Below are 14,132 nucleotides of genomic sequence, written 5' to 3'. Positions count from 1 at the left end.
CGGCCCCCGACGGGAGGGTCCCGCCGAGGGCCGTGCGGATGCCGGGGCCCGTGCCCGTGCCGATGCCCGTACCGGGCTCGGAGCGTCGCCCCGTGCCGGGCCGGGGAGTGAGGCTCAGACCTTGTCGATGATCCCCACCTTCCCCTCCGCCCGGGCGCAGTGCGCGCCGCAGAACCAGTGGCCCTCGACCTCGACCCCTTGGCCGATGACCTGGACACGACAGTGCTCGCAGATGGGGGCCATCCGGTGGATCGCGCAGGAGAAGCAGTCGAAGACGTGCACCGCGCCCTGCGCGTGCACCTCGAACGTCATGCCGTAGTCATTGCCGCATACTTCACATCTCGCCATGCGCCACAGGGTGAGGGGCCGACGCGGCGCGGGCGAGCGGGCGCCGGGCGAGTCGCTCGGCAATCACCCGTACGTCCGTCAGCCCTCGTACGTCCGCCAGGGGTCCTCGGCGGTCCGTCGGCGACCGCCGGTCGTCCGCCAGTGGCCCTCGGTCGTCCCGCAGTGGCCGCCGGTCGTCCGTCGGCGGCTGCCGGGTCACTGCTCCATCGCCGGCTCCACGTCCCGCAGCAGCTGGCCGAACGCCGCCTCGTCGATCACCGGTGTCCCGAACTGCTCGGCCTTGATCACCTTCGATGTGCCGGAGTCCGGGTCGTTGGTGACGAGCAAACTGGTGAGCCGGGACAGGCTCGTGGCGACATGCAGCCCGGCCTCGACGGCGCGGTCCTCCAGCAGTTCGCGGTCGATGGAGGTGTCCCCGGAGAACGCGACCCGCATGCCCTGCTTGAGAGGTTTGCCCTCTTCGTAGCGTCCTGGGTTGGGATAGGGGCATGCGGGACGTTTGCGCGAGGGGCGCCAACTCCCGGACGGATAGCCGCTCCCCGACGGGTAACCGCCCGACTGGCGCCCGATCCGCGGCGTCGCGGGGCTGTCGGACCACTCCTTGAGCGGCCGGCACTCCAACAGCGGCAGCCGCACCCCGCCGTGCGCGGCCGCGCGCAGGCTCGGCCGGAACGCCTCCGCCAGCACGCGTGCGTCGTCCAGTGCGTGGTGCGCCCGCTGCTGGACGACTCCGAAGTGCGCGGCCAGCGACTCCAGCTTGTGGTTGGGCAGCGGCAGCCTCAGCTCCTTGGAGAGGGCGATGGTGCACAGCCGCTGGCGGACCGGCGCCTCGCGCTCCACGCGCGCGTACTCCCGCGCGATCATCGACCAGTCGAAGACCGCGTTGTGCGCGACCAGCACGCGGTCGGCCAGCCGGTCGGCGAATTCCTCGGCGATGTCCTGGAAGAGCGGTGCCCCTTCGAGCATGTCGCTCGTCAACCCGTGAATCCATACCGGGCCCGGGTCCCGCTCCGGGTTGACCATCGTGTACCAGTGGTCCTGGACCTCACCGCGCGCGTCCAGCCGGTAGACGGCGGCCGAGATGATCCGGTCGTCGCGGGCCAGGCCTGTGGTCTCCACGTCAACGACCGCGTACCCCTGCGGATACGCGGCCGGCCAGGAGGCTGGGGACGCTGCGGTCGTGAGGTCTTCGAGCATGGTCACTGAGGATACGGGCCACGACTGACAGTCAGGCCGTCGCCTTCCCGGAACGCGGGGCTCCAAAGGCCCTGGACATGGCCATGCGCGCGTGGGCACCACAAGGGCGCCGCAGGGCCCCGGAGTTGACGCTGCGCCCGGCTGCCGCCCCGGCGCCACCACCAGCTCTCAGCCCAGTGCCGCCACGAGGTCCCCCGCCGTGAGCGGCTCCAGACCGCAGCCGTCGACCGGGCCGGGCAGCAGCCGGTACACGGACCCGGTCGAGCCTTCCGGGGCGACGCCGCCGTACACGAGGGCGAGCAGGGCGTGCTTCTTGGCTGCCGTCTCGGCGGCGAGTGCCTCCGCGTCCTGGGAGGGGCGCCGCCGCTCCGGCGGCTCCAGGGCGCGCACGCGCGCCGCGAAGGCCAAGTCGGTCTCACCCTCGCGGCGGTGGTAGTGCCACAGCTCGTCGGTCCGGCGCGCGCGACGGACCACCGCGACCTCGTCCGTACGAGCCGCTGCGTGCCAGACCGCGAGGTTCCACAGCGTGGTGCGGCCCGAGGTGAAGTACTGGAACAGGTCCTTGCCGATACGTCCGAGGTCGCCGCTGTGCCGGTGCACGCTGTGGAAGCCCTCCGACGGTGGCAGATGCAGGTCCGTCCACAGGAACGTGCGGCGCTCCAGATCGACCAGCATCGGCACATGGATGCGCGACTCGCCCTCGAGGTCATAGCGCTGGCGCACCGTCCGGGGGTCGTACGAGGCGTCGCGGCTGTCCTTCGAGGGCAGCGCCATGAAGCCGGCGAAGGCGTCGAGGAGCCGCTCGAAGGGGACGTTGTTGTAGCTGAAGACGATGGGCACGGCGAAGCGCACCCGCCCGTCGGCGAGCGCCGTGAGGTCCAGGTCCGCGTACTCGGTCGCGCCGTCGGGTGCCGGAGCCGAGGTGAGGTCCCCCGAGTGCACGGCGGCCCGGTCCCCGTACACGAGGTTCGTGTAGTCGCACACGCCCGCGAACGTCCAGTCCTCGTCGTACAGCGCGACGGAGAGATCGAGGTCCACGCGTGTCTTGTCGGGCTGTGTCCAGTGCAGGAAGAGCCGCAGGACCTCGCCCTGGGGCAGTGGCTGACTGCTGCCGCGCGGCACGGAGACGAGCGCCTTGGCGGACGCGCGTTCGGTGGCGGGGACGGCCAGGCCCGCGAGACCCGAGTCGAGGACGGCGAGGTCGAAGCGCGAGGCGCCGGCCAGTCGGCGCAGGGCCTCCGCCTCCAGGAGCGCGCAGACGCCCTCGGCGACCGCCTCGGCCAGCGGGGCCCGGGTGTCGTCGACGGTGAAGGAGTGCGTCACCTGGCCGCGCGGGAAGAACACCCGGCGCTCGCCCGGGAGACGACGGACTCGCAGCCGCCCGAGGGCCGCGAGCAGCGCCCCGGGACCGGCCTTGGGCAGGACCTGTCGCAGAGTGTCGGCGAACCCGTCCGGCAGCGCCGCCAGGTCGCGCAGTCGCAGCAAGTGATCCATTCTGCGCAGCAGTTCGCCCGGGCGCACGGCCAGCAGGGCGAGTGCTGCGGTGAAATCGCCGTCCCGCAGGGCCTGTTCTGTGCGTGCGCCCCAGGTGTCGGCCTTCAGACGCGTGCCGTCGACGCGTACCGCCTCCGGGTGCGCGGCCGCCGTACGCAGCAGCGCCTCGCCCAGCTGCGTGGCGGAGGTGTCCGTGGCGCGCAGGACGGCGAAGGCGAGGGCGGCCTTCGGGTGACGCGCGTGCTGCTCGAACGGGTGCAGGATCTCGGCGGCGCGCTTCCAGGCGACCGGATGCCGCAGAACGTCCTCGACCAGCGACGACGCCTCGAACCCGTCGAGTACGGCGAGGAGTTCCCGACGCAGCGCGCGCGGGAGGGAACGGAAGCGCCGCAGTGCGACCAGATCGGCCTCGCCGCCCGACCGGACGTGCAGCAGGCGCAGGACGTCGGTGGCGGTGGTCAGGTGTGCGGCGAGCAGCGGGCGCACGGCCTCGCGCGTACGCCGGTCCAACAGGAGGCTGCCCAGGACCAGCGCCTTCGTCTCGCGGACCGGGATGTCCTCGGGCATCCAGTCCAGTGCGGTGGAGGTGTGCGCGAGCAGCAGCTTCACGTCGTCGCGGTCCTGCGGCGGCAGCGGCGTACGCCGGGCCAGCAGCTGCAGCAGCGCCTTCGTGGCGTCGGCCTTCCGGTCGGTGCCGAGGGCGAGCAACTTCAGCGGGCCGGTGGGAACTTCGAGCCGACGGCGGGGCGCGGCGGGCTTCAGGAACGGGTCGCCGTCAGCGATACGGCGATGGCAGATCGGGCAGCCGGAGTAGTCGGCGCCGTCCCAGCAGGCGCGGCACACCAGGTGGGCGCAGGGCGACACGGCGTGCACGCTGCCGACGGTGCCGCACAGCACGCACGGCTGGGCCGGCCATTGCAGCAGCAGCGTGAAGACGCGGTCGACATACAGCTCGCAGGTGTCATCCGGCACCGAGGCCGGGAAGCTGCGGAACAGCGGCATGTGCGTGCGGTCGGCGCCCAGCTCCGCGTCGATCTGCCGGATCAGGGAGCCGCCGGCGTCGGCGAGTCCGGCGGGGCCGAGCCAGGCGAGCGCGGCGCGCAGCGGTGCCGTCGGGGCGAATCCCCGGTCGAGCAGCTCGGCCTCCAGGGCGGTCAGGCCCTCGGTCGTCGCCGGGTCGCCCGGGCGTGGTCCGGCCTGGTCGACGTAGACGGTACGGAGGCGGCGGAGCAGCACGGACGACAGCACGGACAAACGGATTCCCCCCGGGAAGTGTGTGTGAGGCGGGGGCGGAGAGTGAGCGCGCTACGGGTGTCATAGAAAGAGTGAGAAGGAAGCACGCTTGCGGAGCCGCCCCCGCGATCACGGAGTCTAGGAAGGCGGCGGTCCGCGCTGCCACCCAATATTTTCGAGAGCCGGATCAGTGTGCGAGCAGCGCTTCCACCAACGCCCGCACGGAGGTGGCGAACAGCCGCTCCTGGTCGACCGGCCCGGCCAGCGCACGGGCCAGGCCCGGGTCGTCCTCTGCCGTCCCGGTGTCCCACAGCTGTTCCTCGGCGGGCTGCTGGACCGGGGCGCGCTCGCGGTTGCGCTCGACCAGGACGAAGCCGACGACCTGGAACTGCACGGCCCGTACGACCTCGGCCGCGCGGGCGCCGCGCAGTCCCGTGGCGTGCACCTCGTGCACCAGGGCCCGCTGCGCGGGCAGGAACATCCGCTCGGTCAGGCCGCGTTCGTGCACCATCGCGACGAGGTGCGGATGATCGCGCAGCTGTCGGCGCAGGGCGCCGGCCACCGACACGATGCGCTGCGCCGGCGTGCGCCCGGTGGGTCGAATCGCGCCGAGGTCCGCGACGGTCCGCTCCACGAGTGCGTCGAGCAACGACTCGCGATTGCCGACGTGCCAGTAGATCGAGGTCACCGCGGTGCCCAGCTCGGCGGCGAGCTTGCGCATCGTCAGGGCGTCCGGGCCGTGCTGCTTCACGAGCCCGGCGGCGGTCTGCAGGACCTCGTCGCGCGTGAGTGCCGGTCGTCCCATGGTGCTCCCAAGTCCGTGTCCGCACGCGTATTTACCCTTCGCGGAGTCTGCTGTAACTCTGTTACAGGCGCCAGTGACGGACCATCAGAAACCTTCGATGCCTTCGGTGAAGGGCGGTACGACATGGCACGAGTGAGGTACGGAGCACGGACCGAGGCGGAGATCGCCGCCGCGCGCACCGCGAGTTCCAAGCTCCCCGACATCTGGTCCACCGGCGTGGTGGCCGTCTGGGAGAGCGATCCGGACGCGGTCGCGGCGGTCCTGCCGCCCCCGCTGAAACCCACCGGGCGTCCTCTGGTGCGGGTGAACATCAGCAAGGTCGACCTGCCCGGATATCCGCTGGGCGCGGGCTCGTTCGCCGTCGCCGCCGCGCACGACGGCGTCGAGGGCTGGTACCCGCTCGTCATGCCGATGACCCACGAGCGGGCCCTCATCGGCGGCCGCGAGGTCTTCGGGGAGCCCAAGAAACTCGGCGAGGTGACGGTCGAGCGCGACGGCCTCGTCGTCCGCGCCGTACTCGCCCGGCACGGCATCGCGTTCGTCGAGGTGCGCGGCGCGGTCAGCGGTGACCTGCCGCTGCCCGCGCCCGCCCAGAAGACCGACTTCTACTTCAAGTTCCTTCCCGCGGTGGACGGTTCGGGCTTCGACGCCGAGCCCGTCCTCGTGCACTGCCTGCGCAACGAGAAGGTGCGCAGGCTGGAGCGCGTCACCGGGGACGTCGTCCTGCGCGAGTCGATGTACGACCCGGTCGCCGATCTCCCCGTCCGCGAACTCGTCGAGATCACCATCGGCGAGAAGACCACCGACCAGCGGGGCAAGGTCGTCGAACGGGTCAGCGCCCAAGCCCTGCTGCCGTACATCCACCAGCGCTACGACGATCCGCAGCAGATCCTCGACGGCCCGCCGGAGGGAAGCGTCTGATGGAGCTCAGGGAAGGACAGGTCGCCGTCGTCACCGGAGCGGCGAGCGGGATCGGGCTCGCGATGGCACGGCGGTTCGCGGCCGACGGTCTGAAGGTGGTCCTCGCGGACGTCGAGGAGGGCGCCCTGGAGAAGGCCGCCACCGAGCTGCGGGAGGACGGCGCGGACGTGCACGCGCGCGTGGTGGACGTCGGGGAGCGCTCGGAGCTCGTCGCGCTCGCCGAGGACGCGTACGAGAAGTACGGCGCCGTGCACGTGCTGTGCAACAACGCCGGTGTCGGATCCGGCGCCGAGGGCCGCATGTGGGAGCACGATCCGAACGACTGGAAGTGGGCGTTCGCCGTCAACGTCTGGGGCGTCTTCCACGGCGTCCAGGCGTTCGTCCCGCGGATGATCGCCCAGGGAGAACCGGGCCACGTCGTCAACACCTCCTCCGGCGACGGCGGGATCGCCCCGCTGCCCACCGCCTCCGTGTACGCCGTCACCAAGGCGGCCGTCGTGACGATGACCGAATCGCTGTACGCCCACCTGAAGGCGGAAAACGCGCGCGTGGGTGCGTCCGTGCTCTTCCCGGGGCCCCACATGCTCCGTACGGGCCTGTGGGAGTCGCACCGCAACCGGCCGACGCGGTATGCGAAGCAGCGGCCCAGGAAGACCCCGTACCGCAGCCTCGACCAGTGGGAGGCCGCGATGAAGGAGGCGGGCCACGAGGTGCGGTTCACGCCCGTCGAGGAGGTCGCCGACCTCGTCGCCGAGGGGATCCGACAGGACCGCTTCTGGCTGCTGCCCAAGAGCGAGCACAGCGACCGGCAGATCCGGGCGCGGTCGCAGTCGATGCTCGACCGCTCCGAACCGTCGTACCTGGAGAACTTCATTCTGGACTGAGGAGGCACCCGATGGCCGGCCAGGACCCCTACCTGATCATCTCCTCCGACTGCCACGCCGGACTCCCCACCGAGGAGTACCGGCCCTATCTGGACCCCCGTTTCCACCGGGACTTCGACGAGTTCCTCGCGGGCCGCGACCGGCGCCGCGAGGAGATGACGCGGCTCGGGGTCCGGAACGAGTCGTTCGCGAACAAATGGTTCCAGGACAACGAAGAAGGCCTGCGTGGCGGCTGGGACACCGCGCAGCGCCTCAAGGAGCTGGACGGCGACGGCGTGGCCGGCGAGGTGGTCTTCCCGGACGCCGACGCCGTCGACAGCCGGACGGCCGCCCCCTTCGGTGTGGGCCTCGGCCTCTCCGGCGACCAGGACCCCGAACTCGGCATGGCCGGCGCGCAGGCGCACAACCGCTGGCTGGCGGACTTCGTCTCGGAGAACCCCGAACGGCACTGCGGGGTCGCCCTGTTGCCCGTCACGGCGGAGGTCTCGCGCGTGGTGGAGGAGGTGTACCGCGCGAAGGAGTCGGGGCTCGGCGCCCTGATGATCCCCTCCATGTGGGTCGACAAGGAGCCGTACCACGACCGTCGTTACGACCCCGTGTGGGCGGCGGCCGCCGAGTGCGGGATGCCGGTGGTGACCCACTCCGGGGCCGCGCCGCGCCACGAGTACGGCGATCATCTCGGCATTTACGTCAGCGAGGTGACCTGGTGGCCCGCCCGCCCCCTCTGGTTCCTGCTGTGGTCGGGGGTCTTCGAGCGGCACCCGGCCCTGAAGTTCGGGGTCGCGGAGTCGGGATGCTGGTGGCTGCCGAACCTCCTGTGGTTCATGGACCGCCTCTACCTGGGCGCGCACGGCGGCAAGAAACTGTCGCCCTTCGCGGAGCTGAAGCGGCCCCCGCACGAGTACCTGGACCGGCAGCTCTTCATCTGCGCGACGAACACCAAACGCCGTGAACTGGCCCAGCGGTACGAGATCGGCGTCGACAACATCCTCTGGGGCAGCGACTTCCCGCACCCCGAGGGCACCTGGCCCGACACGCGCGCGTGGCTGGCGAAGACCTTCCACGACATCCCGGTCGAGGAGACGCGCCGCATGCTCGGCCTGGCGGCCGCGGACGTCTTCGGCTTCGACGTCGAGAAGCTGACGCCGCTCGCCCGGCGCATCGGTCCCACCCCCGCCGACCTCGGCCAGAGCGACGACCAGACGGCCGTGGAGGCGTCCTGGGCGCGCTCGCGCGAGGTGGGCCGCCACTGGCTGACCGACCACGACTTCCCGGTCCTGGGAGCCACGTCATGAGCGATCGGTACACGGTGATCTCCGCGGACTGTCACGCGGGCGCCGATCTCCTCGACTACAAGCCGTACTTGGAGGGCCGGCACCACGAGGCGTTCGACGCGTGGGCGGCCACGTACGTCAATCCGTACGAGGACCTGCTCGCCGACACGGCCGACAGGAACTGGAACTCCGGGCGGCGCCTCGCGGAACTGGAGGACGACGGGATCGTCGCGGAGGTCGTCTTCCCCAACACCATTCCGCCGTTCTTCCCGTCGGCCTCCTTGATGGCGCCGGCCCCGACGGCGGCGGAGTTCGAGCGGCGGTGGGCCGGGCTGCGCGCCCACAACCGCTGGCTCGCGGACTTCTGCGCGGCCGCGCCGGGCCGCCGGGCGGGTGTGTTCCAGATCCTCCTGAACGACGTGGACGAGGCGGTCGAGGAGATCCGCTGGGCGGCGGGTGCGGGCCTCAGGGGCGGCCTCCTGCTGCCCGGCACACCGCCGGGTTCGGGCCTGCCCGAGCTGTACTCCTCGGCGTACGACCCGATCTGGGCGGTCTGCGCGGAGCTGGGCGTGCCGGTGAACCACCACGCGGGCTCGGCGTCGCCGCCGCTGGGCGACGAACCTGCCGCCCGGGCGGTGTTCATGGTGGAGACGACCTGGTTCTCGCACCGCGCGCTGTGGCACCTGATCTTCGGCGGCGCGTTCCGTCGTCACCCGGGTCTGAAGCTGGTGCTGACCGAGCAGGGCTCGGGGTGGATCCCCGGGGTGCTCGACATGCTGGATTACTACCACGGGCGGCTGGTGGCGACCGCCACGAAGGCGTCGACGGCCGAGTCGAAGTTCGGCGCGGGACTGGCAGCGGCGATGGGCAAGGGCCCTTCGGAGGTCTGGCGGGAGAACTGCTTCGTCGGCGCCAGCTTCATGCGCCCGCACGAGGTGCCGCTGCGCGACCGCATCGGCCTCGACAAGATCATGTGGGGCAGCGACTACCCGCACGACGAGGGCACCCACCCCTACTCCCGGGAGGGCCTGCGCATCGCCTACGCGGGCCTGCCCCGGGAGGAGATCGCGGCGATGGTCGGTGGCAACGCGGCCCGTGTCTACGGCTTCGACCTGGCCTGCCTGGACGGGATCGCGGCGAAGGTCGGCCCGACGGTGGAGGAGATCGCCGAACCGCTGGGCACACCGCCCGCGGACGCGACGAGCCCGGTGTTCGCGAGGGGAGGGTCGGTGCGGGTGTGGTGACAGCTCCACAGGCCGGTACGGGTGTGGTGACTGCTCCACAGGCCGGTGCGGGTGTGCTGAGGGCCGGAGGTGCCGGTGCGGTGACGGTTCAACGGGTCGGTACGTGGCGGGGGGCGCCCGGAGTGCGATCCTCCCCGTGTGACGGAACCAACGCACGACGAGGCTCACGGCGCGCTCGGTGCGCGGCTGAACTGGCTGCGGGCCGCGGTCCTGGGCGCAAATGACGGCATCGTCTCCACCGCGGGCCTCGTCGTCGGCGTCGCGGGCGCCACGAGCGACCGCGCCGCGCTGTTCACGGCGGGGCTCGCGGGACTGCTGGCCGGGTCCATGTCGATGGCGGCGGGCGAGTACGTGTCCGTCTCCACCCAACGGGACTCGGAGTTGGCCGCCCTGGCGGAGGAGAAGCGGGAGCTCAAGGAGCAGCCGGAGGCAGAGCTCCAGGAGCTGACGGACCTGTTGCAGGAGCGGGGCCTGTCACGGGACGTGGCCCGGGAGGCCGCGGTCCAGCTGACCGAACGGGATGCGTTGAGGGCCCACGCGCGCGTGGAGCTCGGCATCGACCCCGACGACCTCACCAACCCGTGGCACGCGGCGTGGGCGAGCTGCCTGTCGTTCACCGTGGGCGCGTTGCTGCCGCTGCTGGCGATCGTGCTGCCGCCGGCGGGCTGGCGGCTCGGGGTCACCGTCGTGTCCGTGCTGGCCGCGCTCGTCCTCACCGGCTGGAGCAGCGCGCGGCTGGGGTCGGCGGACGCGGGGCGAGCGGTGCTGCGGAACGTGGCCGGGGGCGCGCTGGCGATGGCGGTGACCTACGCGGCGGGCGCCCTGCTGGGGGCGGCCGGGGTGTGAACGCGCCGTCCGGTGTCGTATGTCGATTGGTGGAGATCGCCAAGGAGTAAGCGCGTACCGCGGGTAATACTTGTGGGTAACAACCCCTAGCCGCAGCGGACCAGCGGTTCTACGGTGCACCCATGCCGAACCTGCCCGATGCCGTGCTGTGGTCGATACCCGCCTTTGTGCTGCTCACCGTGATCGAGATGGTGAGCGTCCGGATCCATCCTGACGAGGACGCCGCGGGATACGAGGCCAAGGACGCCGCGACGAGTGTCGGCATGGGGCTCGGAAGCCTCGTCTTCGACTTCGTGTGGAAGATCCCGATCGTCGCGATCTACACGGCGATCTACGAGCTCACACCCCTGCGTGTGCCCGTCCTGTGGTGGACCGTGCCGCTGGTGCTGCTCGCCCAGGACTTCTTCTACTACTGGTCCCACCGCGGGCATCACGTCATCCGCATCCTGTGGGCCTGCCATGTCGTCCACCACTCCAGCCGGAAGTTCAACCTCAGCACCGCCCTGCGCCAGCCGTGGACGTCCCTCACCGTGTGGCCCTTCTACGTCCCGCTGATAGTCCTGGGCGTGCACCCGGCGGCGCTCGCCTTCTGCTCGTCGGCGAGCCTCGTCTACCAGTTCTGGATCCACACCGAGCGCATCGACAGGCTGCCCCGCCCCTTCGAGTTCGTGTTCAACACGCCCTCCCACCACCGCGTCCACCACGCCTCCCAAGGCGGCTACCTGGACCGCAACTTCGGCGGGATCCTCATCGTCTGGGACCGGCTCTTCGGATCCTTCGTCGCCGAGACCGAGCGGCCCGTCTACGGGCTCACCAAGAACATCGCGACGTACAACCCCTTGCGCGTGGCCACGCATGAGTACGCCGCCATCGCCAGGGACCTGAAGGTGGCCGCGAGTTGGCGCGAGAGGGCGGGGCGGGTCTTCCGCGGGCCCGGCTGGCAGCCGGTCGGGGCGGTCACTTCGAAGAAGCCGGTCGCGGAGCCCGTCGCGTGAACCCACGCCTCGCGCGCGTGCTGCTCGTGGCCTTCGCTCTCGCGGTGGTCGTCGACCTCGCCTCCCTGGCCGCCGGATACGACCTCGGGCACGGGATCGCCAAGCCGCTCCTGATGCCGCTGCTCGCCGCCCACGCGGGCGTGCGCGGCGCCCCGCGGCTCCTGGTCGCCGCCCTGCTCTGCGGCTGGAGCGGCGACGTACTGCTCCTGTCCGACGCCGACCCGGCCTTCCTCTTGGGGATGGCCTCCTTCGCGGCGGGACACGTGTGTTATCTCGTCCTCTTCACGTCTCATTCCGCGAAAGGCGCTCCACGCGCGCGTGGAGCCCGGCTCGCAGGGGGATACGCGGTCGCCCTCGTCGCCACCGTCACCCTCCTGTGGCCCGACCTGCCCTCCGATCTCCGCATCCCCGTCGCGGGCTACAGCCTGCTGCTGACCGCGATGGCGTACGGGGCCGGCAGGCTCGGACTCGTCGCGGGTCTCGGCGGCGCACTCTTCATGCTCTCGGACACACTCATCGCCACCGGAGTCGCCGACTGGCCGCAGCTCCCGAGACCGGACTTCTGGATCATGCTGACCTACGCCGCGGGACAGTATCTGCTGGTCCGCGGGGTGCTGGGCACCCTCGGCGCGCGCCTCGCGCCGGCGGCGGCGTACGGTGAGATGCGCTCAACCACCCCCTGAGCGCATCCACCGACGCCCCGCACGAGAAGGATCCTCGCCATGCGCGCCACCACCATCCACGCCCCGTACGACATGCGCGTGGAGGACGTGCCCGAGCCCGTTGTGCAGCTGTCCACCGACGCGGTCGTACGGGTGCTGCGCGCGTGCATCTGCGGCAGCGACCTGTGGGCGTACCGAGGCGAGGCGGCCCGGCAGCCGGGGCAGCGGATCGGGCACGAGTTCCTCGGCATCGTGGAGGCGACCGGCTCCGAGGTGACCGGCGTCCGGCGCGGGGACCTGGTCGTCGCGCCCTTCATGTGGTCCGACGGCGTGTGCGACTACTGCCGCGAGGGGCTCACCACGTCGTGCGAGCACGGCGGCTTCTGGGGTGCCGTGGGATACGACGGCGGACAGGGCGAGGCCGTACGCGTGCCCTTCGCCGACGGCACCCTCGTACAGCTGCCCAAGGACGCGGCCTCCGACGACCACCTGCTGTCGGCCCTGCTGACGCTGTCCGACGTGATGGGCACCGGCCATCACGCGGCCCTCGGCGCCGGGGCCCGGAAGGGTGCCACCGTCGCCGTCGTCGGCGACGGGGCTGTCGGGCTGTGCGCCGTGCTGGCCGCCAAGCGGCTCGGTGCCGAGCGGATCATCGCGCTCGGACGCCACCAGGTGCGTACGGACATCGCGCGCCGCTTCGGCGCCACGGACGTCGTCGCCGAGCGCGGCGACGACGCCGTCGCGGCCGTGCGGGAGCTGACCAGGGGCCAGGGCGCGCATTGTGTCGTCGAGGCGGTCGGCACCGAGCAGTCCATGAAGACGGCCGTGAACATCACCCGCGACGGCGGCGCCATCGGCTTCGTCGGCGTTCCGCACGGCAGCGGTACGGGCCTCGACCTGAGCGTCATGTTCGACCGGAACATCGCCCTGCGCGGCGGTGTCGCGCCGGTGCGCGCGTACATTCCGGAGCTGCTGCCCGACGTCCTCGACGGGACCATCGATCCGTCGCCCGTCTTCGACATGACCGTCGGCATGGAGGGCGTGCCCGACGGCTACAAGGCGATGGACGAGCGGACCGCCCTCAAGGTGCTCGTCACCAACTGACGGTCACCACCTGATCGGCAGCGGCAGCGCCGTCAGCGCGCCCGAGACGGCGACGACCACGCCCAGTGCCACGACCTCCGCGCGCGCGGGGGAGCAGGCGCTGAGCGGGTCCGCCGCCCGGCGCAGTCGCAGTCGCGCCCACGCGGCCAGGACGGCGACGGCGGCCACGACGAGCACCTTGGCGAGCAGGGTGCGGCCGTACGCAGTCGACGTCAGCTGGTCCAGGACCGTGCCGGGCGGCATGCGGCGCAGCGCGCTCCAGGTGCCTGTCGCGGTGATCGCCGCGAACAGGACGGCCGCCACGCGCGCGTAGAGGCCGAGCAGCGCGGCACCTGCCTCCGGAGCCGTGACACGCCACTTCCGCAGCATCCGCAGGACGTGCAGCAGACCGCCCGTCCACAGCGCGGCGCACGTGACGTGAAGGAGTGTCAGAGCCGAGCCGACCAGCGGGCCGTGCTCCGCCGTGGGGTGGGCGCGCAGCGCCTCCGCGACCACCAGCGCGGCCAGCGGCCACACCTGGGTGCCCGGCCGGCGCGCGCGGGCGCACAGCCATGCCACCGCGAACGCGTTGACCTCCAGCAGCGCCAGCTTGCCGTCCCGGGTCCGGTAGAGCCCGCCGACGTCGATGTCGGATAGGTGGTGCGGCAGCAGATTGCCGGTCGCCACGACGGAGGCGAGCCCCAACGCGGCGACGAACCCGGCGGCAGCGGTGCAGGGCGCCCAGCTGCGGGGCGCGTCCTCCAGCGGCGCCCCGGGCAGGCGGCGGGCCAGTCGGGCCGCGAACAGTTCGCCCGCGGGGACGCACAGCGCCGCGAACAGCACCGTGCGCAGCACGGCTATGCCGCCGACGCCGGGCGCCGCGGCCTCGCCCGTACCCTGCAGCGCGGTACGCGGGCCGAGCAGCGGGATCAGGGCCGCGACGGCCACCAGGGCGAGCACGGCGACGGCCCGGCCGGTGGCCCGGCGCCGTGCCGGCTCGCGCTCGTCCGCCACGTCGGCTGGGGGGCTTGTCAACGTCACCTCACGATCTTCAACAGGCGTGACACATCCGGGCAAGTGGCCGGAAACAACTGGTGGGACGGCATTCCGCCCATAGGTACGTTTCCGGCCGCCCTGAGACTCAGG

The 14,132-nt window shown here is 71.8% G+C and carries 13 protein-coding genes; 8 read left to right on the top strand and 5 right to left on the bottom strand.

The features are described 5' to 3' along the window. Positions 1–114: 114 nt before the first annotated feature. The 4 genes from OG390_RS11830 to OG390_RS11815 form a co-directional block, all read right to left on the bottom strand. Positions 115–348: a hypothetical protein gene (locus OG390_RS11830; protein ID WP_399077463.1), complete on the bottom strand. Its 234-nt coding sequence runs from the start codon at positions 346–348 to the stop codon at positions 115–117. Between the two features lie 195 nt (positions 349–543). Continuing rightward, positions 544–1,545, bottom strand: coding sequence for a DEDDh family exonuclease (locus OG390_RS11825; RefSeq protein ID WP_406167285.1), 1,002 nt, complete (start codon positions 1,543–1,545; stop codon positions 544–546). A 168-nt stretch (positions 1,546–1,713) separates the two neighbouring features. Beyond that, entirely contained in the window at positions 1,714–4,293 is a 2,580-nt protein-coding gene (locus tag OG390_RS11820) for an MXAN_6230/SCO0854 family RING domain-containing protein (protein WP_406167283.1), read from the bottom strand. 166 nt (positions 4,294–4,459) lie between these two features. Beyond that, complete coding sequence (locus tag OG390_RS11815; protein WP_406167281.1) at positions 4,460–5,077, bottom strand: TetR/AcrR family transcriptional regulator; 618 nt, start codon at positions 5,075–5,077, stop codon at positions 4,460–4,462. A gap of 123 nt (positions 5,078–5,200) precedes the next feature. On the opposite strand from OG390_RS11815, the gene OG390_RS11810 reads away from it, so the two are divergent. From OG390_RS11810 to OG390_RS11775, 8 genes are all read left to right on the top strand, one after another. Then, positions 5,201–5,998, top strand: a complete 798-nt coding sequence (locus tag OG390_RS11810) for an acetoacetate decarboxylase family protein (protein ID WP_406167279.1) — start codon at positions 5,201–5,203, stop codon at positions 5,996–5,998. Next, positions 5,998–6,882 (top strand): SDR family NAD(P)-dependent oxidoreductase, encoded by an 885-nt coding sequence (locus OG390_RS11805; RefSeq protein ID WP_406167277.1) that lies wholly within the window; start codon positions 5,998–6,000, stop codon positions 6,880–6,882. The genes OG390_RS11810 and OG390_RS11805 overlap by 1 nt, the downstream gene beginning before the upstream one ends. Before the next feature lie 11 nt (positions 6,883–6,893). After that, on the top strand, positions 6,894–8,177 hold the full coding sequence (locus OG390_RS11800) for an amidohydrolase family protein (protein ID WP_406167276.1): 1,284 nt from the start codon (positions 6,894–6,896) through the stop codon (positions 8,175–8,177). Continuing rightward, complete coding sequence (locus tag OG390_RS11795; protein WP_406167274.1) at positions 8,174–9,400, top strand: amidohydrolase family protein; 1,227 nt, start codon at positions 8,174–8,176, stop codon at positions 9,398–9,400. The genes OG390_RS11800 and OG390_RS11795 overlap by 4 nt, the downstream gene beginning before the upstream one ends. Before the next feature lie 138 nt (positions 9,401–9,538). Continuing rightward, positions 9,539–10,246: a VIT family protein gene (locus OG390_RS11790; RefSeq protein WP_406167272.1), complete on the top strand. Its 708-nt coding sequence runs from the start codon at positions 9,539–9,541 to the stop codon at positions 10,244–10,246. A gap of 122 nt (positions 10,247–10,368) precedes the next feature. After that, on the top strand, positions 10,369–11,241 hold the full coding sequence (locus OG390_RS11785; RefSeq protein WP_406167271.1) for a sterol desaturase family protein: 873 nt from the start codon (positions 10,369–10,371) through the stop codon (positions 11,239–11,241). Continuing rightward, a complete protein-coding gene (locus OG390_RS11780) occupies positions 11,238–11,924 on the top strand; it encodes a lysoplasmalogenase (protein ID WP_406167269.1) in 687 nt (228 codons plus the stop codon). Before OG390_RS11785 ends, OG390_RS11780 begins: the two co-directional genes overlap by 4 nt. Positions 11,925–11,963: 39 nt before the next feature. After that, a complete protein-coding gene (locus tag OG390_RS11775; protein ID WP_406167267.1) occupies positions 11,964–13,007 on the top strand; it encodes a zinc-dependent alcohol dehydrogenase family protein in 1,044 nt (347 codons plus the stop codon). A 3-nt stretch (positions 13,008–13,010) separates the two neighbouring features. On the opposite strand, the gene OG390_RS11770 is transcribed toward OG390_RS11775, so the two are convergent. Beyond that, entirely contained in the window at positions 13,011–14,027 is a 1,017-nt protein-coding gene (locus OG390_RS11770) for a CopD family protein (protein ID WP_406167265.1), read from the bottom strand. Between the last annotated feature and the right edge of the window lie 105 nt (positions 14,028–14,132).

The sequence above is a fragment of the Streptomyces sp. NBC_00996 genome (genome assembly GCF_045162675.1).
In the GTDB taxonomy this organism is placed as follows: Bacteria; Actinomycetota; Actinomycetes; order Streptomycetales; family Streptomycetaceae; genus Streptomyces.
This window is presented reverse-complemented; position numbering and strand designations above follow the sequence as displayed.